This window comes from Pseudarthrobacter sp. AB1, assembly GCF_014926485.1.
Classification (GTDB): domain Bacteria; phylum Actinomycetota; class Actinomycetes; order Actinomycetales; family Micrococcaceae; genus Arthrobacter.
The window spans coordinates 57,790-77,706 of the sequence record NZ_PZKO01000053.1; the positions used below are offsets into that span (position 1 = coordinate 57,790).

Annotated in this window: 16 protein-coding genes, 2 tRNA genes and 2 pseudogenes; 9 read left to right on the forward strand and 11 right to left on the reverse strand. The window is 63.8% G+C overall.

Annotated features, from left to right (window positions below; translation table 11 throughout):
* A complete protein-coding gene (locus tag DAD99_RS13385) occupies positions 1 to 3,132 on the reverse strand; it encodes a glycoside hydrolase family 2 TIM barrel-domain containing protein (RefSeq protein ID WP_193341947.1) in 3,132 nt (1,043 codons plus the stop codon).
* 162 nt (positions 3,133 to 3,294) lie between these two features.
* Here DAD99_RS13385 and DAD99_RS13390 point away from each other — a divergent pair, with 162 nt between their 5' ends.
* Positions 3,295 to 3,906: a TetR/AcrR family transcriptional regulator gene (locus DAD99_RS13390; RefSeq protein WP_193341948.1), complete on the forward strand. Its 612-nt coding sequence runs from the start codon at positions 3,295 to 3,297 to the stop codon at positions 3,904 to 3,906.
* Positions 3,907 to 3,925: 19 nt separating this feature from the next.
* Here the strand turns inward: DAD99_RS13390 and DAD99_RS13395 are convergent, their stop codons facing one another.
* The 4 genes from DAD99_RS13395 to DAD99_RS13410 are packed head-to-tail and all read right to left on the reverse strand — an operon-like array spanning position 3,926 to position 8,539.
* The gene (locus tag DAD99_RS13395; protein WP_193341949.1) at positions 3,926 to 5,134 is read right to left on the reverse strand and encodes an acyl-CoA dehydrogenase family protein; all 1,209 of its coding nucleotides are present in this window, start codon (positions 5,132 to 5,134) and stop codon (positions 3,926 to 3,928) included.
* 9 nt (positions 5,135 to 5,143) lie between these two features.
* Positions 5,144 to 6,682 carry an APC family permease gene (locus DAD99_RS13400; RefSeq protein ID WP_193341950.1) on the reverse strand — a complete coding sequence of 513 codons (1,539 nt, stop codon included), beginning with the start codon at positions 6,680 to 6,682 and terminating at the stop codon, positions 5,144 to 5,146.
* Positions 6,683 to 6,713: 31 nt separating this feature from the next.
* A complete protein-coding gene (locus DAD99_RS13405; RefSeq protein WP_193341951.1) occupies positions 6,714 to 7,943 on the reverse strand; it encodes a glutathionylspermidine synthase family protein in 1,230 nt (409 codons plus the stop codon).
* A 2-nt stretch (positions 7,944 to 7,945) separates the two neighbouring features.
* Entirely contained in the window at positions 7,946 to 8,539 is a 594-nt protein-coding gene (locus DAD99_RS13410) for a Tat pathway signal protein (protein WP_185261284.1), read from the reverse strand.
* Positions 8,540 to 8,708: 169 nt separating this feature from the next.
* On the opposite strand from DAD99_RS13410, the gene DAD99_RS13415 reads away from it, so the two are divergent.
* The 4 genes from DAD99_RS13415 to DAD99_RS13430 all read left to right on the forward strand — a co-directional run bounded on the left by DAD99_RS13415 (position 8,709) and on the right by DAD99_RS13430 (position 12,385).
* Positions 8,709 to 9,365: an MOSC domain-containing protein gene (locus tag DAD99_RS13415; protein WP_193341952.1), complete on the forward strand. Its 657-nt coding sequence runs from the start codon at positions 8,709 to 8,711 to the stop codon at positions 9,363 to 9,365.
* 405 nt (positions 9,366 to 9,770) lie between these two features.
* The gene (locus DAD99_RS13420) at positions 9,771 to 11,942 is read left to right on the forward strand and encodes a DEAD/DEAH box helicase (protein WP_193341953.1); all 2,172 of its coding nucleotides are present in this window, start codon (positions 9,771 to 9,773) and stop codon (positions 11,940 to 11,942) included.
* Between the two features lie 235 nt (positions 11,943 to 12,177).
* Positions 12,178 to 12,249: transfer RNA gene (locus tag DAD99_RS13425), tRNA-Thr, on the forward strand.
* A 62-nt stretch (positions 12,250 to 12,311) separates the two neighbouring features.
* Positions 12,312 to 12,385 (forward strand) — tRNA-Met (locus tag DAD99_RS13430).
* A gap of 74 nt (positions 12,386 to 12,459) precedes the next feature.
* Here DAD99_RS13430 and DAD99_RS13435 read toward each other — a convergent pair.
* Positions 12,460 to 12,726 (reverse strand): hypothetical protein, encoded by a 267-nt coding sequence (locus tag DAD99_RS13435; RefSeq protein WP_193341954.1) that lies wholly within the window; start codon positions 12,724 to 12,726, stop codon positions 12,460 to 12,462.
* A gap of 107 nt (positions 12,727 to 12,833) precedes the next feature.
* On the opposite strand from DAD99_RS13435, the gene DAD99_RS13440 reads away from it, so the two are divergent.
* The 3 genes and pseudogenes from DAD99_RS13440 to DAD99_RS13450 all read left to right on the forward strand — a co-directional run bounded on the left by DAD99_RS13440 (position 12,834) and on the right by DAD99_RS13450 (position 14,481).
* Entirely contained in the window at positions 12,834 to 13,001 is a 168-nt protein-coding gene (locus DAD99_RS13440; RefSeq protein ID WP_193341955.1) for a hypothetical protein, read from the forward strand.
* A pseudogene (locus tag DAD99_RS13445) lies at positions 12,998 to 13,679 on the forward strand (ABC transporter permease); the annotation flags it as partial. The gene DAD99_RS13440 and the pseudogene DAD99_RS13445, both read left to right, overlap by 4 nt.
* Before the next feature lie 21 nt (positions 13,680 to 13,700).
* Positions 13,701 to 14,481, forward strand: a pseudogene (locus DAD99_RS13450) (ABC transporter substrate-binding protein).
* Positions 14,482 to 15,007: 526 nt separating this feature from the next.
* Here the strand turns inward: DAD99_RS13450 and DAD99_RS13455 are convergent.
* From DAD99_RS13455 to DAD99_RS13465, 3 genes are read right to left on the reverse strand one after another with little or no spacing between them, the layout of a single operon-like run.
* Positions 15,008 to 16,054, reverse strand: coding sequence for a DUF3179 domain-containing protein (locus DAD99_RS13455; protein WP_309233274.1), 1,047 nt, complete (start codon positions 16,052 to 16,054; stop codon positions 15,008 to 15,010).
* A complete protein-coding gene (locus tag DAD99_RS13460) occupies positions 15,948 to 16,646 on the reverse strand; it encodes a cytochrome c biogenesis CcdA family protein (RefSeq protein WP_193341956.1) in 699 nt (232 codons plus the stop codon). The genes DAD99_RS13455 and DAD99_RS13460 overlap by 107 nt, the downstream gene beginning before the upstream one ends.
* A gap of 17 nt (positions 16,647 to 16,663) precedes the next feature.
* Positions 16,664 to 17,110 carry a thioredoxin domain-containing protein gene (locus DAD99_RS13465; protein ID WP_193341957.1) on the reverse strand — a complete coding sequence of 149 codons (447 nt, stop codon included), beginning with the start codon at positions 17,108 to 17,110 and terminating at the stop codon, positions 16,664 to 16,666.
* 453 nt (positions 17,111 to 17,563) lie between these two features.
* Between DAD99_RS13465 and DAD99_RS13470 the strand changes: the two genes are divergently transcribed.
* Complete coding sequence (locus DAD99_RS13470; RefSeq protein WP_193341958.1) at positions 17,564 to 17,848, forward strand: DUF427 domain-containing protein; 285 nt, start codon at positions 17,564 to 17,566, stop codon at positions 17,846 to 17,848.
* Between the two features lie 13 nt (positions 17,849 to 17,861).
* On the opposite strand, the gene DAD99_RS13475 is transcribed toward DAD99_RS13470, so the two are convergent.
* Both DAD99_RS13475 and DAD99_RS13480 read right to left on the reverse strand, forming a co-directional pair.
* On the reverse strand, positions 17,862 to 18,251 hold the full coding sequence (locus tag DAD99_RS13475; protein ID WP_193341959.1) for a heavy metal-responsive transcriptional regulator: 390 nt from the start codon (positions 18,249 to 18,251) through the stop codon (positions 17,862 to 17,864).
* Positions 18,252 to 18,699: 448 nt separating this feature from the next.
* Positions 18,700 to 19,350 carry an isochorismatase family protein gene (locus tag DAD99_RS13480; RefSeq protein WP_193341960.1) on the reverse strand — a complete coding sequence of 217 codons (651 nt, stop codon included), beginning with the start codon at positions 19,348 to 19,350 and terminating at the stop codon, positions 18,700 to 18,702.
* Positions 19,351 to 19,917: the final 567 nt, after the last annotated feature.

Consider the following 19,917-nt stretch of genomic DNA (forward strand, 5'->3'; position numbering starts at 1 on the left):
CTACCCGGCCGTCCCGATGCGCAGCGTCAGCGTGCGGGCCTCCGGACGAAGCGCGAAGTCCGGCCAGACGTCCGGGCCGCAGGCCCGTGAACCCAAACCGTGCTGGGCAGCGTCCAGGTAAAGGTAGCTGTGCTCACTCCGGGGCAACTCGTGGGGATGGGCGGCGGCGCTGACCTCCTGTGCGGTGTGACGGGCCAGGGTGAAGCCGGGTCGGCGCCCGCGGGCATCCGGCACTGTCTCGATCTTCAGCCAGGGCGCGCCCGCGTTGTTCAGCTCCAGTGAACGCACAGCACTGCGGTGCCCGCTCTCCTGCGGCTTCGCGTACGGCACGGTGAGGTCGTCGATTGCTGCCGAATACAGCCCGATCAGTGCCGCGTGCATGCTGTCCGGATACGATTCCCGCGGTCCGGCGCCGAACCAGGAGGCGCCGTCCACGGAGCCGGGCAAATCGAATCTGACCCCGATGCGCGGCCAGATCATGTTCCAGCCGGCACTGGGAACGATGTCCAGGCGCAGCCACAGCTCCCCATCCGCGAGCTGCCACTGCTCTTCGACCGTTACGGAGTCGGCGCTGTCCGCGGCCGCGTACCGCGTCCGGACCACTACGGATTCGTCGTTCGCCGCGACTTTTTCTACCCGGGCAGTCATGCGGTCCAAACCTGCTGTCCGCCACACCGAGGCCGACGTCGGAGCCGGCACACCGTTTCCGTTGTTCAGCCACGGGTCGCTGAGGTCGTAACTGCCGCCGCCGGCTCCGCCGTCGTTGTCCGTTGGTGCGCGCCAGAGCTCCAAGCGGGGACCGGCTACCGTCAGGCCGCCCAGCGACAAAAGGCGTCCCTCCTCGAACGAGGCGGGCCCGAGGGTTAACCTTCCGGCCCCCGAGGCGCCAGCCCGGTCGGCGGAAGCCAGGGGGCGCGGGGCCTGAACTGACGGCCCAGGCGCCGAGAGATCCAGCTGGGCCGCTGAAATCACGTGCCCGGCCGGAGCCCACTCGGTGTCCTTGCGGAGAACGGCTTCGACGGTGAGCCAGTGCTCGCCGTTGCCTGGGACGGCGAACTCCGGTAGCGCGAGGGTCACTGATTCGCCGGCCGCAAGGGCCTTGCCCGCCGTTCCAGCCACTGCCAGATCGCCCGAGTCGCTGCGGACCCCGTCAACCTCCGTCCGCCACTGGAACACGACGTCGGACGAGTCCGCCGAGTGCCGCAGGTTGGCGACCGTGCAGAATCGCCGTGCACCGCCGTCGGACGCTGTTCCAACGGGCACCTCGGTGCCGAACCCCAATCGGATCGGCGCCACGATCTGCTTGTATTCGAAAAGTCCCGGGCTCGGTGTCGAATCGGAGAGGACCATTCCGTCCATCACGAAGTTGCCGTCGTGGATGACTTCGTTGAAATCGCCGCCATAGGCGAAGAACTCGGTTCCGTTTTCCGTGCGTGTGCGGATGCCGTGGTCCCGCCATTCCCAGACGAATCCACCGTGCAGCCGTGGGTAGCGGTCAACGAGGTCCTCATATTGGTCGATGGCGCCGGGGCCGTTGCCCATCGCGTGAACGTACTCGCACAGGATGAAGGGTTTGGTCCGTTGCCGTGCCGATTCGGCGGCGGAACAGCCGAGCAGCAGGGAGCCGGAGTCGTCCCGTCCGATCGCCTCGGTCTCGGGCACGGAGGAGTACATCCGCGAATAGACGTCCGTGTAGGCACCGCTGTAATCGCCCTCATAGTGCACGGGGCGTCCGGTGTCGCGGGCGTGGGCCCACGCGGCCATTGCGGCGAGGTTCGCGCCCGTGCCTGCCTCGTTGCCGAGTGACCACATAACGATGGAGGGGTGGTTCTTGTCGCGCTCGATGGTGCGCTCGATTCGGTCCACGAAGGCTTCGCGCCAGGCGGGATCGTCGCTGGGATTTCCGGCCCACTGCTGGGCATGGAATCCGTGCGTTTCGAGGTCGCACTCAAGAACCACCCAGAAGCCCATTTCATCAGCCAGGTCCAGCAACCTGGGATGCGGGGGATAGTGGCTCGTGCGGATCGCATTGACGTTGAACTGCTTCATAAGGGCCAGATCGGCGCGGGCAAACTCTTCGTCGAAGACGCGGCCCCGGTCGGGGTGGGTCTCATGCCGGTTCATGCCGTGGAACACCACACGCCGGCCGTTAACGAGAAAGCGGTCCCCCACGATTTCCACCGTGCGGAAACCGAGGCGTAGGGAGAGCGTTTCGGCAGCGCTGCTCACCGTCGCGTCGTACAGCCGCGGGATCTCGGCAGACCACGGTTCGACGGCGTGGATCGCCACCGGGGCAACGTCCGCAGCAGAGTTCCACGTGACGTTGATGCCCAGCTCCGGAACGGACAGCGTCACCGGAAAGGCGTCGCCGTCTGCCATGATTTCAGGGTCAATGGTGCCGGCGCCGGAATGACCGGAGCCGCTGAACGAGGTGCGCAGCCAGACGTCGTCGATCCCGCCCGCCGGCCGTGCCTGGAGCGACACGTCGCGGAAGATGCCAGGCAGCCACCACTGGTCCTGGTCTTCGACATAGCTCGACGCCGACCACTGGTGCACCCGCACGGCAAGCACGTTGGATCCCGGGCGCACCGCATCGGTTACGTCGAATTCCTGAGCCAGCCGGCTCCCGACGCCGACGCCGATCTGAATCCCGTTGATCCATGCCTTGTACCGCGATTCGACGCCGTCGAACCGCAGCAAAATCCGCTCGGCTTCGGTCCATGCCGCCGGCAGTTCGAAGGTGCGCCGGTAGTCGCCGGTGGGATTCTCGTCGGGGACGTTGGGTGCATCGGTGGGAAAGGGGAACTGGACGTTGGTGTAAATGGGCCGCCCGTAGCGACCGTCGCCTTCCAGCACCCAGTGGGCCGGGACAGCGATCTCGTCCCACGACGAGTCATCGAAGGTCTCATCGGCGACGCCGTCGAGAGCCTCGCCTGCGGGTAGGGCGCCGCGGCCCCCGGGGGTTCCGGGTGCACCAGGCAGGAGCCGGAAGCGCCAATTGCCGTTGAGCGACTGGGTGGGGGCAGTGGTGTGCAGCCAGGAGCGGGCGGCCGTCCGCCGGCCCGAACCCGGTCCGCGGTCAGTGATATAGGAAACATCGGCGGCGCGGCCGGACGCTGTGGACTGGGACATTGCTTGACTGCTCCTTCTGTACGCCCGCCGCGCCGGAAGCGCGTGCCGGGGACTGTGATGGCCGGCACATGGGGAGTCGATACGAGACAGGCTAACACAAAATTCGAGTGACCACTCGAGTTTTGATTCGATCGGTTACTTCCGCCTGTACACTGGCATGCCATGACCACAAACGAGGCGGGGCGGCCGTCCCGGCGGGGACCATATGCGAAGTCGGCGGAACGCCGGCAAGCCATACTTGTTGCCGCGCACGCCGTCTTTGCGGCCCACGGGTACCGCGGGGGCTCCTTGCAGGATGTTGCAGACCACCTCGGAATGAGCCAGACGAGCCTCCTGCATTACTTCCCGTCGAAAAGCGATCTGCTGCTTGCCGTGCTCAACTGGCGCGACTCGAATACCGGCGATGGCATAACGCCGCCCGATCCCGGGGAAGGGCTCGTTGACGCCGTGATCCGCCAGACGCGCTTCAACGAAGAAATCCCAGGCGTCATTGAGCTGTACACCGTGCTGTGCGCGGAATCCGTGACGGACGGCCATCCGGGGCGCGAATTTTTCACCGAACGATTTGACCGGCTGCGGGGGAGCTACGCCCGTCGGTTCACGCAGCTCGCAGATGAAGGGCGGCTGCGGCACGGCGTCGAACCGGAAGCCGCCGCGGCATCCTTGATTGCCCTGTGGGACGGCATCCAAACGCAGTGGCTGCTGTCGCCCGACAGCGTCGATATGGCAAAGTGCCTGCGTGGCTACCTTGAGCTGATCATCCTGCCCGACTAGCCACGCGGGGCGGGCGGGGTTACCGGAACGCGCCGAGGCCCGTGATGTATTGACCAAGGACGAGCATGTGGACCTCGTCGGTGCCTTCGTACGTGCGGACTGACTCCAGGTTGGCAGCATGCCGCAGCGGCGAATAGTCCAGCGTGATGCCGTTGCCGCCGAGGATGGAGCGGGCTTCCCGGGCGATCTTGATGGCCTCGCGCACGTTGTTCAGCTTGCCCAGCGAGATCTGCTCGGGCCGTAGCTTCCTTTCGTCTTTGAGGCGCCCCAGGTAGTAAGCCAGCATGGTGCCCTTCTGGATCTCCAGCAGCATATTCACCAGCTTCTCCTGCGTCAGCTGGTAACCGGCCAGCGGCTTGCCGAACTGCAGCCGGTCCTGCGCATACGCCAGGGCGGCCTCGTAGGAATCACGCGCGGCGCCCATGGCACCCCAGACGATCCCGTAGCGGGCCTCGTTCAGGCACGTAAACGGTCCGCGAAGACCCAGCGCGCCCGGCAGCATGGCCTCCGGTCCCAGCCGGACGCCGTCGAACGCCACATCGCACTGGATGGAAGCGCGCATGGAGAGTTTCTGCGCGATGGGCGTGGTGGTTACGCCCGGCGTGCCGGCCGGCACCAGGAAGCCGCGGACGCCGTCGTCGGTTTTGGCCCACACCACCATCACCCCGGCCACGGACGCCAGCCCGATCCAGCGCTTGGCGCCGTCCAGGACCCAGCCGGCGTTGTCCCCGGTACCGTCCCGGCGGGCAAAAGTGGTCATCGAGGACGGGTCGGAGCCCGCCGTGGGTTCGGTCAGTGCGAAGCAGCCGATCACTTCGCCGGCAGCCATCCGGGGGAGCCACTCCTGCTTCTGGTCCTCCGAACCCCATTTGTGGATGGCTGTCATGGCCAGGGACCCCTGCACCGAGACGAAGGTCCGGATCCCGGAATCGCCCGCCTCGAGTTCCATCGCGGCCAGGCCGTATTCGACGGCGGAACGGCCCGGGCAGCCATACCCTTCCAGGTGCATCCCCAGGACGCCCAGCTCGCCGAGCTCGGGAGCGAGCTCCAGCGGAAAGACGGCGTCGTCATACCAGCGGGCGATGTTTGGTTTGATCCGCTGGTCGGTGAAGTCGCGGATCCGCTGCCTGAGTGCACGCTCGTCCGCGCTCAGCAGCGCGTCAAGGGCCAGAATGTCCGACGGGTCCGGTGCGGCAGGTACTTCGGCAGTGACATCAGCGTCGCTCATGTGAGTATCTTAGGCCGACGGGGGTGTGGCAGCCGCGGCCGTCGGCTTCCCGGTGAAATACTCCCGCGTTGACGGCAGGAACCGGCAGACAACGGCAAGGACCACTCCCAAGACCAGGAGCACCACGCCGCTGACAAAGGCCCCGCCGACGCCGAAGATCTGGGTGTCACCATAGGCCGGATCCCACATCTGGACGGCGGAAATGAAAAACGCCGCGGTGAGGATCAGTGCACCGAGCAGCGGAAGGATGCCCCGGAACCAGAGGTTGCGGGCTGATTCCCGGAACGTGCCGCGGAAATACCAGAAGCACGCGAAGCCGGTGAGTGCATAGTAGAACGCGATGAACAGGCTGATGGCGCTGATGGAATCGGAGAGCAGGTTTTCGCTGAGAAAGCTCATGGCCACGTAATACACCACGGCTGCTGCGCCCATGATCTGGGTGGAGAATCCGGGGGTCTGGTTGCGGGTGTGGACTTCGCCGAACTTCGGCGGCAGCGCGCCGTGCACACCCATCGACAGGGTGCCGCGGGCCGTTGGCAGAATGGTGGTCTGCGTGGAGGACAGAACCGAGGCCAGCACAGCCACCACAATCAGCCAGCCCCACGGACCCAGGACCACGTCCTTCATGGCCAGGAAGACGTCGGCCTGGTTCGCTTCGTTGCCCAGGCCAATGCCCTCGGTACCCACGGTGGCGTACATCATCACGAGGAGGGCTACCGAGACGTAGATTGCCACGAGGACAAAAGCTGAAATGACGGCGCCGCGCCCCGGCGTGGTGGTCGGGTTTTCGGTTTCCTCGTTCACGGCCAGGCAGGTGTCCCAGCCCCAATAGATGAACAGGGCAAGGAGTGTACCGTGCACTACGGCGAACGGGTCCGCGAAGGCGCCGGCCGGGTTGAACCACTCGAAGTCGAAGGCCTGGCTGGTGGCGGCTCCGCCTGGCACCCCATCCACGATCCGCACAATGATGGCCAGCGCGAAGATGCCCAGCGAGAGGTACTGCACGTACGTCAGGACCCGCTGGACGTGCTCACCCAGCCGGATGCCCCGGTAGTTCACCAGGGTCATAAACACGATGAACAGCACACCGGTGGCCGTGACCACCACCTTGTTTTCGGCCAGTGAGCCGTCCCCGATCAGCAGCCACAGGTATTGCCCGGCCACCTGGGCAAGGTTGGCGAGGACCACGATGCCCGCCAAGGCCAGTCCCCAGCCGCCCAGCCAGCCGGCCCAGGGGCCGAATGCGCGGCGGGACCAGGTGAATGTGGTGCCGCAGTCCGGCATGGCGCTGTTGAGCTCCCGGAACGCGTAGGCGATGAACAGGACAGGGATGAACCCCAGGATCAGGATCAGGGGAGTGTAGTTTCCGTTGACGGCCACGATCAGGCCCAGTGTGGCGGCCAGCGAATACACGGGCGCCGTGGACGCAAGGCCCAGCATGACCGAGTCGCCGAGGTCCAGGATCCCCGCCCGGAGGCCCTTGGCGGGGACGGCACCGCCGGAGGGTCCGCCGGAAGCGCCGGCCGCCGTCGTCGTCTTCGCACTCATACGGTCACCGGGCTCGGGAAGGTTAGGGGGCTCATAGGGCGATACCTGCCTTGTTTGATTTGCTGGATGTGCTGGACAGGGCCGCCGCCGAAAGTGGCGCCGGGGCGTCGATGGTGTTGGGCACAAAACGGCAGAAGTAGTCGGTGATGGGGCCCTCCGATTCGCGGATCCCGCAACCCACGGATTCGCCGTCCACCACCCAGAGGCCAAGGACGGGGTGGTTGCCGGCGAAGTCGGGCAGCGCGTGGAACTGCTGGTAGCACCACCCCTCACGGCCGTACCCGCCGGGCTGCTCCAGGCTGATGCCCGGAGCGTGGATTTTGATGTTGTCGCCTTCGCGCCCGTGCAGCGGCTTGGCCACCCATTCTTTCAGGGGTCCGGGTTCGTTGAGGTAGGCGGGCAACAGGTTGGGGTGGTCCGGGTACAGATGCCACAGCGCGGCCAGCAAGGCCTTGTTGGAGAGCAGCATCTTCCATGCAGGCTCCACCCAGCGGGGATTGTGCGCTCGCTGCAGCAGCCGGTGCCCGAACGGCTCTTTCATCATCAGCTCCCACGGGTACAGCTTGAACATGGTGCTGATCATGAAGTTGTCCAGGTCCACAAAGCGGTTCAGGTTGGGATCCCAGCCGATATCGGACATGTTGATGCCGATGGTGGTCCAGCCTGCCTGGCTGGCGACGTCGCGCATGTAGGCGGCCGTCATCCAGTCCTCGCCGGACTCCTCGGCCTCGGAGTGGGCGATATGGAGCGTGCTCATGCCGGTGCGGTATTGCATTTTCTTCCATTGCCGGATCAGGGCCTCGTGGATGCCGTTCCACTGGTCCTTTTCGGGGAATACGTCCTGCAGCCAGAACCATTGCGCCACGGCGGCTTCGATCAGGCCGGTGGGGGTGTCGGCGTTGTACTCCAGCATCTTGGCCGGTCCGCCCTGGCCATCGTAGATGAAGTCGAAGCGGCCGTAGACATCGATGTCAGCGGCCTGCAGTGACTCCGCGGCGAGCTCCAGTGCCTGCGGGCCGATGCCGATGTTCCCCAGGGCGCCGGTGGCCAGGAACCTGGCCGCCTCCAGGCACATCCTGTGCATGTCCTCGGCTGTGACCTCCAGCGTCTCCACCTCGTCCATGGTGAATTCGTAGTAGGCCGCCTCGTTCCAGTATTCGATCTTCTTACCGTCGGGCATGGTGGTGGTGGAGAAGACCAGGCCCTGTTCTTCGATCTTCTGCTTCCAGTCAGGCCTGGGCTCCGATAACAGCCGCTTCACGTCTAGCCCCCCGTGCTTCCGCCTTTGGAGCTGCTGCCAAAGCCGCCTCTGCTGACTGTTCCGCCCTTGGTGCTGTACCCGGTGGAAGCCTTGGCGCCGCTGGGGATGGTGCTGGTGTAGCTCGGGTACGAGGACCGGTTCTGGCCTACCCCGGGAACGCTGGCGCCGCGGGAGTAGAAGTACCATGCGTAGAGTGCGCCACTGCGGCCGGCGGAGCTGTTGCACTGCGTATCTTCCACGCGCTCGCCGGTTTCGTCGTTGAAGCAGACCTGGGCGTAGTCGGCCTCATCCTGGTTGCTGGCCACAACAGCGGTGATGGTGCCGGCAAGGAGGGCCGTGACTCCCAACCCCACCACGACGGTCCGCCGCTGGGAACGCTTTTTGTGGGCGGCCGCATCATGGGTCTGGCGCTCGCGGTCACGGGCGAAGGGATCAACCGTGGGAATGGGTTCGTTCAGGAGTTCAGGGCGCAGTTCCGGCTTGGGAACCTGCCAGGGCGGCGGCTTCGGCGCGCCGTGATCCTTGCCTTGACCGGCGCCCTGGTCTTTGGGCTGGTCTCTGTCCGGACCGTTGCCTTGGCCCTTTTCCGGGTCCATGACGTCCCCCCTGGTAGTCCATGCTGAATGTGGGCGCAGCTGTGCGCCGGAAGCTCAATCCTGAGTTCAGCCTAGCCGCTGCCCTGGCTGGCTGCGAGCGGAAACCGGGGCAGAAGTCCCCACCCTGCCGCCCAGTCCCAATGCGGGCCCGGGAACCTACACTGGAGCCATGGAAACCGCATCTGTGCTGGCCATCTGCCGCGTCCACCAGCTCCTCGCCACTGAGGGGAGCGTGGGGGTGACGGCCATCGACAAGCGCCCGGTGGAGGGCCCGGTCCGTGTCCATCGGCTCGGCCTGCACGGCGATGTCCAGGCGGACCGGATCAACCACGGCGGGGAGGACCAGGCCATCTACGCCTACTCCCAGGAGGACGCAGGTTACTGGGCCGGCGAGCTCCAGCGGGACCTCCCGCCCGGGATCTTCGGCGAAAACCTTCGCGTGGCCGGCATCGAAACCACCGGCGCCATCATCGGAGAGCGCTGGAAGATCGGACTGGACGTGGAACTGGAAGTTACCTCCCCGCGCACGCCCTGCGCCACCTTCCAACAGCGCTTTGACGAACCCCGCTTCGTCAAACGCTTCACGGAGGCCGGGCGCGTGGGCGCCTACCTCAGGGTGATCCGCACCGGCAGCATCCAGGCAGGGGACCACATCCACCGCATCTTTGTGCCCAACCACGGCATTACGGTGGGCAAATGGTTCAGCGAGCCCGACCTGGAGTCCATGGAACTCCTCCGGGACGCCGACGCCGACCGCGAGATCCGCCTGCAGCAGCCCGAATTCAACCAGAAATTCGAAGCCCTGATGCGGCGTTCACGCGGGTAACGGCCCAGCTGAGTGGCTGGCAGGGGAGCCATGTGCGCAAGCTCACCGCCGCCGTCGTACGGTCAATTAGCCGCAAAGCGGATCTGTACCTTACACTTGAAACATCCCCCACTCCGGAAATCCCTTATTCCTGCCCAATTTTTGAGGCAGGACTGGCAAGTGTTGGGGCCCGCTATTGTGATGCGGGCATTTTCATAGGGAGAGCCGGCTAAAGAAAACGCTGTACAGACTGCTGAGATAGCAGCCAAGAGATGCAGCGGGAAGTCCTGCCACGGGATTGCGAAAGCGCCGGACTTCTAAGTGACCGGCCGGTCAATGTATGCCCGGCACCCACGGCACACGTACTGCGGCTCCGCTCACCTCGGGTTGTGCCGCCTGGCCCCCTATGGATGAGGAAATTTCCCTATGCCCGAAAATCAAAATGACGCCACCGTTGAAGCAGTAACTGTCGAAACCGTCGCCGTCGAATTCACCGAGGCCGTTGCCCCCGCAGCAGAGCCCGCCGTCACTGAAACCGAAGCCCCCGCCGCTCCCGCCAAGGTTGAAGAAGCTCCCGTGGCCAAGGCTGAGGAAGCTAAGTCCGAAGAGGCACCCGCCAAGGCTGAGGAAGCCGAAGAAGAGGGCGTCAAGTTCGCCGATCTTGGCATCGATGCCCGCGTCCTCGCTGCCCTGCAGGATGTCGGCTACGAAAAGCCTTCCCCCATCCAGGCAGCAACCATCCCGCTGCTGCTTGAAGGCCGCGACGTTGTGGGCCTCGCCCAGACCGGCACCGGTAAGACTGCAGCTTTCGCAGTACCGGCGCTGTCCCGCCTGGCTGAGCTTCACGACCTCAACGGCCCGTCACGCAAGACGCAGGCCCTGGTCCTGGCTCCGACCCGCGAGCTCGCGCTTCAGGTTGCCGAGGCCTTCACCTCATACGCCAAGCACATCGATGACTTCACCGTCCTCCCCGTCTACGGCGGCTCCGCTTACGGCCCCCAGCTCGCCGGCCTGCGCCGCGGTGCCCAGGTTGTTGTCGGTACTCCGGGCCGTGTGATCGACCACATCTCCAAGGGCTCCCTGGACCTGTCCGAGCTCCAGTACCTGGTTCTGGACGAGGCTGACGAAATGCTGCGCATGGGCTTCGCTGAAGACGTGGAACAGATCTTCCAGCAGACCCCGTCGGACCGCCAGGTTGCACTGTTCTCGGCAACCATGCCGAGCCAGATCCGCCGGATGTCCAAGCAGTACCTGAACAACCCGGCCGAGATCTCGGTCAAGTCCAAGACCACCACCGGCGCCAACACCCGCCAGCGGTACCTGCAGGTTATGGGCCCGCACAAGCTTGACGCCCTGACGCGCATCCTCGAGGTTGAAGAGTTCGACGGCGTAATCGCCTTCGTGCGCACCAAGATGGCTACCGAGGACCTGGCTGACAAGCTGAAGGCCCGTGGCTTCCAGGCTGCCGCCATCAACGGCGACATCCCGCAGCAGCAGCGCGAACGCACTGTCGAGGCGCTGAAGGAAGGCCGCATCGATATCCTCGTGGCCACCGACGTCGCCGCCCGTGGCCTTGACGTTGAGCGCATCAGCCACGTGGTCAACTACGACATCCCGCACGACACCGAGTCCTACGTCCACCGCATCGGCCGCACCGGCCGTGCAGGCCGTTCCGGCGACGCCATCCTGTTCATGACGCCGCGCGAAAAGTACCTGCTGCGTTCCATTGAAAAGGCAACCCGCCAGCCGGTGGAGCAGATGCACCTGCCCACGGCCGAGACCGTCAACACGCTGCGCCTGGGCAAGTTCGCCGAGCGCATCACGGAGACCCTCGAGTCCGAGGACGTTGCCGCGTTCCGCGACCTCATCTCCTCCTACGAGGAAGAGCACAACGTGCCGGCCTCGGAGATCGCTGCTGCGCTGGCCGTGATGGCCCAGGGCGGTCAGCCTCTGCTCGTCAAGGAACTGGCTGCAGCTCCCGATTTCCAGAAGCGCGAGCGCTCCAAGGACGGCTTCGGCTCACGTGGCCCGACCCGTACGCTCACCGAAGGCAATGCCACCTACCGGATCGCCGTCGGACGCCGCCAGCGCGTTATGCCGGGCTCCATCGTGGGCGCCATTGCCAACGAAGGCGGCATCTCCTCGGCCAACATCGGCGGCATCGACATTCGCGCCGACCACTCCCTCGTGGAGCTCCCGGCGGACCTCAGTGCCGACCAGCTGAAGGCGCTGTCCCGCACCCGGATTGGCGGCGAGCTGATCCACCTCGAGCTGGACAACGGCCGCAAGCCCTCCGGCGACGGCGAGCGTGGCGGCTACCAGGGCAACCGTGGCGGCGACCGCGGCGGTTACCAGGGCAACCGTGGCGGCGGCGACCGCGGCGGCTACTCCGGCGGTGGCGACCGTGGGGGAGACCGTGGCGGCAACTTCAAGGGCAACGGCGGGTTCAAGAAGGAATTCCGCAAGACCGACGGCGAGCGTAGCTCCGCTGACCGTGGCGGCCGCTCCTTCAGCGACCGCAACGAGCGCAGCGTGGGAACGGACGCGGCACGCAAGCCGCGCACCGAAGGCGGCTTCAAGCCCCGCAACAAGTGGTAACCACTGTTTCCTAAAGTGAACTGAGAACGGGCCGGCTGTCTGCCGGCCCGTTCTGCTTTAACCCTGCCGCTTATGTTCGCTTGGTCACACCTCCTCAGGAATCCGTCCCCGGGCCGGTGCATCGTCCGTCCGAAGGCGCCAGGAAGCCCGTATTTCCGGCATTTTTGGCCCCTTTGACACTGTTCTGGAGCCGATTTGTTGGTGGCCAAATCTTCCGGTAGAGTATTTACTCGTTGCCCCCCTAGCTCAGTGGTAGAGCGCGTTCTTGGTAAGAACGAGGTCACCGGATCGATTCCGGTGGGGGGCTCTGGATGAGAGCCTGTGTCAAGGCGGTTTTTGACCGGCTTGGCGCAGGTTTTTCTCATTCGTGGCGGTGTAGCTCAGTTGGTTAGAGCGCACGACTCATAATCGTGAGGTCGGGAGATCGAGCCTCCCCACCGCTACAAAAACAGCAGGTCAGGGGCATATTGCCCCTGACCTGCTGCTGTCTTAAGTGCCGAATCCAACGGAAACCCAACTAATTGGATTCCTCCAGGCCTGCGACTGAGAGTCTGGCGAAGAGTTGCGCGCCGAGAGTGGTGGCTTTGACCGGTTGGCCGAATGCGTCCGGTTCAGCAAGGAGTGACCCACGGGATGCGCCCAGAGCCCTTGCCTTCCCGGGTAGCCTGGTTCGCCTCGCAGCATCAATTGCCTCCGCGGCCAACAGCACGATTTCATCACGCTCAATCAGCTGCTCTACTACTTCCTCGACGGAGAGCGAGCTCTCCCGTCTGGCAGCGGTCAACACTTCGGCTGTAGAAACTTGTTGCAGAGTGTTGAGCCTTTCGCCCAGGGCCTGAAGAGCTGCCCCCAACTCCTGCCAAGGGGATGGCGGCCGGAGGATACGCTGCGGTGGACGCCGCCCTGGCGCGCCTTGAGCGGATGCTCGCGCCCTGGACCCGGGCAGGATCCTCCGCCGACAGTCGACGCCCTGCTGCCGCCCAGTTGCTCAGTGACGTCAAGCCCGCAGCAGATGCCAATCGCCTGGCCCATGAAAAGTCAGGGGGCGCCTCCGTATGAGCAATGTCTTCACCGACACTGTTGCCTGGCTCGCCTCCTCTGAACATTGGTCCGGGAGCGCCGGCATTCCCGCCAGGCTTGGGGAGCATCTCCAATACACAGGACTCGTCCTGCTGATTGCCATTGTGATTGCGGTCCCTGCTGGGCTCTACGTGGGTCACACGGGACGCGGACGGGTGGCGGTGGTAGCCGTTGCCGGTGCTCTCCGTGCCCTGCCCACGCTTGGCCTGCTCACGCTGTTTGTCCTGCTGGCCGGGATAGGGCTGATGCCTCCCATCTGGGCCCTGGTGATACTGACGGTCCCCCCGCTGCTCGCGGGCACCTACGCCGGCGTCGCCAGTGTCGACCCCAATGTTGTGGACGCCGCACGGGCCATGGGAATGACAGAACTCCAGGTGCTGCTGAGGGCCGAAGTGCCCAACGCCTTGCCTGTTATGTTCGGCGGGGTCAGAACGGCTGTCCTGCAGGTCATCGCCACCGGCTCCGTCGTGGCCTACATCAACCTCGGAGGCCTCGGACGATACCTGTTCGAGGGCCTCGTGCTCTCCGACTCCCGCAGATGCTGGGGGCTCCCTGCTGATCGCAGGCCTGGCGATCGCCGTCGACCTTGTCCTTGCCATATTCCAGCGGCTCTTCCTCACCTGGGGAGAGCCCGCCACACCTGACCGGGGCCGACAGCCCACGGTTGCGTTTGGTGGCCTGGCCACCGGACTAGGCCTGGCGCTTGCATTGAGCGCCTGCGCCGGATCGGACCCCCTCGGCAGCGCACCCGCCTCAAAATCCCCCGGATCCGCCGGCTCCGGGTCTGCATTGGTCATAGGCTCTGCAGACTTCCCCGAAAGCCAGATCCTCGCCGAAGTCAATGCGGGCGCCCTGAATGCCGCTGGCGTGACCGCCACCACAAAACCCAACATCGGGTCACGTAAGGTGTATTTCAAAGCGGTCCAGGACGGCTCCGTTGATGTCATCCCGGACTACAGCGGCAACCTTCTCCTGCACGTGGACAAGGAAGCAACCCAGATTTCCGCCGAAGAAATAACGAAGGCGCTGCCAGAGAAGCTGCCGGATGGCTTGGCCGTACTGGAAGCGTCCAAAGCCGAGAACAAGGACGCCATGGTGGTCACCCAGGCAACTGCGGAAAAGTACCACCTTCAGTGACGGCGGGGGCCCCCTCACCGTCAAGGCACTGCTGGATGACCAGGTTCAGGTCGCTGACATCTACACCACAACACCAGCGATTGCTGACAACGATCTTGTGGTTCTTGAAGATCCCAAAAACAACGTCATCGCCCAACAAGTCCTGCCGCTCTACAACAAAGCCAACATGACGGATAAGGCCAAGGATGCCCTGAACGCCGTGTCCCGAACCCTGACTACAGAGGACCTGCTTAACCTCAACCGCGCAGTGAGCGGAAGCCAGAAGCAAAATCCGAAGGATGCTGCTGCTGCCTGGCTCAATGACAAAGGCCTGACGAAGTAAGAGCAGAGTCCCCCCGGGCGTGAGGCAGGTCTGTCTCGGCTGAAGAACATCCGCATATAGCAATTTACGGCGAAATGTGGTCCACTGCGGTCGTTTCCTGCGCCGTCACAGCCACCTCCGTATGGGAGGCTTTGGAACAAATCCCTCAACCATCTGCCGCTCCGTTGGCCCTGGCCGAATCCCTCCCTGCACATCCAGTAATTACACCGCTCCGGACACAGCTGGGACCAGGCCATCGCCTCCTCCAGAACGCTCCGTCCTGATTGCCCCGGGAGAAGAGCGGCCCCGGCTATCGGCGGACCCAGCCGGAGTGTCGCCTTGGCGTTCGACGGCATCGGGATTCCCGCCTCGGCAACCGGGCTGGTCTATCTGGTCGGGGCAATGGTGGCCATGGCACTGTCGGTCACCACAATTTTCAATTAAGAGCCTCGGCGGCCGCCCTCACTGTTCTTCCAGGCCATCGGCAGTGTCAGACGTGCCCACAGTAATAACAGATCCGGCCGGAAAGGTCCCTGGAATCAGCCGGCTATTGTCCTCGCGGGTCGAACACCGCCCCGGCGTCCTGGTGCTGGACTGCCCAGCTGAACCACATCTCAAAGTAGAAGGGAATGTCTGATCCGTCCGGTCCGGTAACGGCCAGTTTGTTGTCCGCTTTGGCGAGGGTGACGCTGTGCCCGTCGACAGTATGTGAATAGGTCCGGCCGTTCTCCAAAGCAAGCCAGGGTGCAGCTACTGGAGTGCCATTGAGGGTGAAGGCGACGAAGATGTCCTTGGCGGGATACCGCTTGTCGGTCACGCTGGGGGAAAAGTAGAAGCCCTCGCTCTCGTCATAGCCCGCGTAGGGATTGCGTGAGTAGTCGCGTGCATAGCCTGTGCTGTCGCTCAGGATCAGGGCAGCGGGAAACTGCGCCTTGGTTTCGCCGACGGTCAACAGTTGGAATTTGTGCAGTGGCAGCCGATGACCGAAATGCTTACCGGCGAGGGATTGGCCGGTGCTCTGCTGCCATAGCGTTTCGCTCGTGCGGTCGAACATGATCATGTTGCTCTCAAGCAGTCCCCCGCTCACCCCGAAGGTGGAAATCTCGCCGTCGGGAAGAACCCGCTCGAAAACAACCGCGCTCCCGCAGAGCGGGCAGAACGTCACGGCAACGGGTACCCCGTCAACGGTGTCATTCACGATTTCATGCCAGATCAGGATGTTGTAAGGGTACGCCTTCACCCCGCGGCTGCCCTCAATGACGAGCGCCTGTACGCTGTCGGGATGCGCGAAGCTGGAGATCGGAACGAAGTGTGGTTCGTCGATCGCAGGGATGCCGTCCTTGGACGGTCCGCCACTGAGGGCGTCGGCGATGGCAGGATCGGCTCGGGACCAGTCCGTGCGAGGAAATGACTGACGCAGAAAGTTCGGAATATCAACACCTGATTCAGACGGCGGCGGTTCGTTGATGGAATCGAGGATCCCCTGCTCAAGAACGACGCTTCCCAGCAAGCCGCGGTCGATCAGCCATGCTTCGATTTTCCTTATCTGACCGGACGCAATCAGCAGTCCGACGATGAGCAGGGCGACGCCCACCCCCCCGCCGGAATTTTCCGTCCGGATCGGTGGCCCATCCAAGTCGCTTGGTGATTTTCCGCCCGCCCAGGGCGGCCAGGAGCATAACAACGCTCAGCCCGAGAGTGTAGGCGACGATGTCCGCAATCCCCATCATCAGGCTGGCGGGCAGGACGACGGCGAGAATCAAGCCGTAAGTAGGGCTGCAACTGGTGAAGACCGGTCCGAGGGAGAAGCCCAGCAGGATACTCCTGGCCGCCCCCGGGTGCTTACCGGATCGGTGCGCGAAGCTCCCGGCAGCCTCCTGGAAGCGCAGGCGCCCGGACAGCCACTCCCAGCCAGCGGGGAAGGCCAACGTCGCCCCGACGAAGGCGACGAGAGCGCCGGAAATGATCAGCCAGACACCGCTGGGGACACCCAGCAGAACAGTGGTGGCCTTGATCAGGAGCGTGAAGAGAACCACTGAGAGGGCAAGACTGCCGATTATGAGAAACGAGGCGCGTCGGCTCGGTTCAACCGCTGAGCCCGCGAGCACGACAGGCAGAAGCGGCAGCACGCAGGGAGAAAGGACGGTCAGGACTCCGGCGAGAAAGGCGATCGGCAAGAGTTCCATGATTCAACCGCCTCTGCTCAGGAGATTCTGCTGAGCAGATCGTCGAGCGTGCGGCTCAGGTTCCATTTCCCAACCAGGCCTCCGTCAGGGGTGAGCTGCACCAAGGTGTGCTGCTGCATGACCCCGTACCGCTGTTTCAGCGCGGTCTCGCGATCGAAATCGACCACAAGGATTCGCACGTCCTGCGGTATCCGGTCGATGTTCGCGGAGATGTCATCAGAGAGCAGCTTGCAGGTAACGCACCACTGGGCGTGGAAGAACAGAACGACTTCGTCGCCATCGGACGCGGACGAAACAGCCTCAGGAGAGTACTCGCGGTAGGCCGATGACGCGGCGAGGGACGAAGAACCCTGCCCGGGACCATCGGTTTTCCCCAACGGGTCGCTCACGGACTGGGCAAAGAATGCTGCCCCCGCCACCACGAACAGTCCGGCGAGTACTAAGACTGCTGAGGGCATCTTCATGGTTGCACCTTTTCCGGCAACGGGTGGGTCGCTCAATCGTTTCCTCTACTCAATGTAACAACCGGGGACAGCTGAGTTCTGTGTTCAGGAACACTGAACGCTTTGCTTTGGACGGGATGCTCGGAGCGGGCCCGCACGGCCGGGCACGCAGGTGAGTCAGCCGCCCGGCCGGCGTCGGCCCGTGATGTTGTGACACCAACGGGAACTCCGGCTAGCCACTACCCCGTCACCGCCTGGACTGTACCCGGGGATGCAGTGAGTTCAACAGCCGGGGCAGGCGGTGTGTGTTCGAGATCGCCGAAGTCCGGCCACTGTCCGCCTATCGTGATGGCTACAGAACAAGCATCATTTGGGTGCATCGAAATCCCTACGCAAGGGATGGGATCTACCGGGTGATATGGACGTTGTACTCGCCGCGTCCGGATCAATCAGAAATGGTGGAAGGTAAAGAATATGGTCAGGGCTATCTGGAACGGGAAAATCATAGCCGAGTCCGAGGACACAATGATGGTCGAGGGCAACCACTATTTTCCCCGTGAAGCGGTGAATCCGCGCTATCTCAAAGACAGTGACATGTACTCTGTGTGCCCGTGGAAGGGGCAGGCCAGCTATCACACACTGGAAGTCGACGGCCAGGTCAACGTGGATGCAGCCTGGTTCTACAGCGAGCCCAAAAAGCGGGCTATGCCGGTTAAGGACCGCATCGCCTTCTGGCGGGGCGTGACGATTGAAGCATGATGTGTAGGGATGGTCAGAGGTAGCTGCACACTCTGGACTGATCGCACGTTGCCGGGTCGCCGGCTGCGACAGCCATGTAGGAGACGGCCACACCTTCCCTCAGGGCTGTCAGTTCCGCGATTTTCAGGTCGAGCTCGGCTAATTGGCCCGCCAGGACGTCCCGCACATGGACACAGGGAGCGTTGCCTGGCTCCTGGACGGCGAGGATGCTCCGGATCTGGCTCACTGACAGTCCCGCGGCCCTGCCCCGGGCAATGAAATCGAGCCGGGCTACGCTGTCGCCTCCGTACTGCCGATAACCATTGGAGCCCCGTTGCGCAGGAGGGAGCAGGCCCTGTTCGTCGTAGAACCGAAGGGTCGTGGGCGTCATCCCTGCGGCTTTGGCACCTTCACCAATAAGCATCACTGACCTCATTTCCCGGCCCCCTTGTGCCGTGCGGGTGTCCGGCGGCCACCGGCGATCTGTAGGTTCCAGTATAGGTAAAGGTTACCCGCGGCCTCACGAGTGTTCTACACGAGGGAATGCCGAGGAATTTGGTTCCCTTGACCTTCCCCTACGGGGGAAGATGCAGGCTGGGACAGGGGAAGGACGTCCGGCGGGTTTCATGCAGGAGCCGCCGCCCAAACCCAGGACCCAAGTTCGCTGCCATTACCGGAGGTCAAAGCGCGGCAGGCACAGCCAGTCCACAGACCCTGCGGCACTCGCCAAGGCTGCTGAGCGGCAGTCAGAGAGCAGGCCATAGTCTGCTATGGGTCTACAGGTCATCATCACACCCTTACTGACTCGGTCAGGATCAGCAAGGCGACGACGACGTACCTCACCGCCCAGCCAGCTGCCAATCCGCCCTAACTCAGACAGCGAGCTCCCGGACGGCATCCTCCGTAGACAGCACTGCCCCTGCAATGTAATTGAAATTAACGAGAGCCGCTTCATAGCCGTCGCCCAGTTCCGGGTGCTGCGCCGCGGCGGTAGCGTCGGCAACGACGGCTACTTCAAACCCCTGTTCAAGCAGTTCACGGAGATGGCTTTCAACGCAAAGGTTGGCGGACATACCGGCGAGGATAACTTGGCTAATACCCCGCTTGCGCAGCTGAAGGACAAGGTCGTTCTGTTCCGGTCCGTAAACCTTGTGGGGGCTACACACAACCGTCCGGCCGTCCTCAAGGTAGGGCTTGAACCGGTCCAGCCAGTCAGCACCTGAATCCTTGAAACCCTCCAAGTCCAAGGGGCCGGGACGATCAAACATCCCGATCTCATGCATCTTCATTTCCAGCGTTCCCCCAAATTCCCACCTGTGGTCGTGCGGGAAGTAATAGTGTGGGGATACAAACACCTCATAGCCGCCTGACTTGGCGCTGACAAGCAACTGCTCGATGTGTTCGACCGTGTTGTTTTTCTCAACGCTCTTCCCCACCAGCTCCCAGGTCACGCCCGCGGGGCTGAGGAAATCATTCTGCGGATCAGTCAAAACAAGGGCTGTCGTGGAGCTATTGAACTGCATTGAAGCCTCCTCATCGAAGCGGGAGCGTGCAACTGCACGCCTGTAGTTTCAACCTAGGCGCGCTCAAAATGTTGGTCTGTAATCTGGCGCACAAAAAGAGCCAGCCCTAAGCATCACCCTTCTGCTGCCATGAAGGCGTTCAGGCGAGTGGGGTATCCAGCATGCTAAAGCTTTGCCGGCGCGATCGCGTCCGCCCTGGCACCGCTGCCTCCGGTTGCGGGACAGCCCGACTTGAGTCCGCCGGTCACCGCCGTTCAATTCTTCTCTGGCTGGCGGCCGCTTCCACTTAGCCCCGTGGCCAGCCGGCCCGCAAGTCGTTGGGGTGAGCGAGGCCCATTGAACGCCTGCAGCATTTGATTGCGGCTGCGGCCCAGTTCTGCCTGCGTGCCGGGACGAGGAGTCAGACACAGCCGGGCACACACAGCGCCATGTTCAGTTCCTCTCGCCTGTGCCGTGCCGACGGGCCACCCCGGGCGCCGTCTTCGGGTTCGGGCTTCTCGTGCCTGTGCTAGGGGTCGTCATGGCCGGTCTCAGGTTCGGCCAAGGATTCGGGCCAGGAGGCCGGGG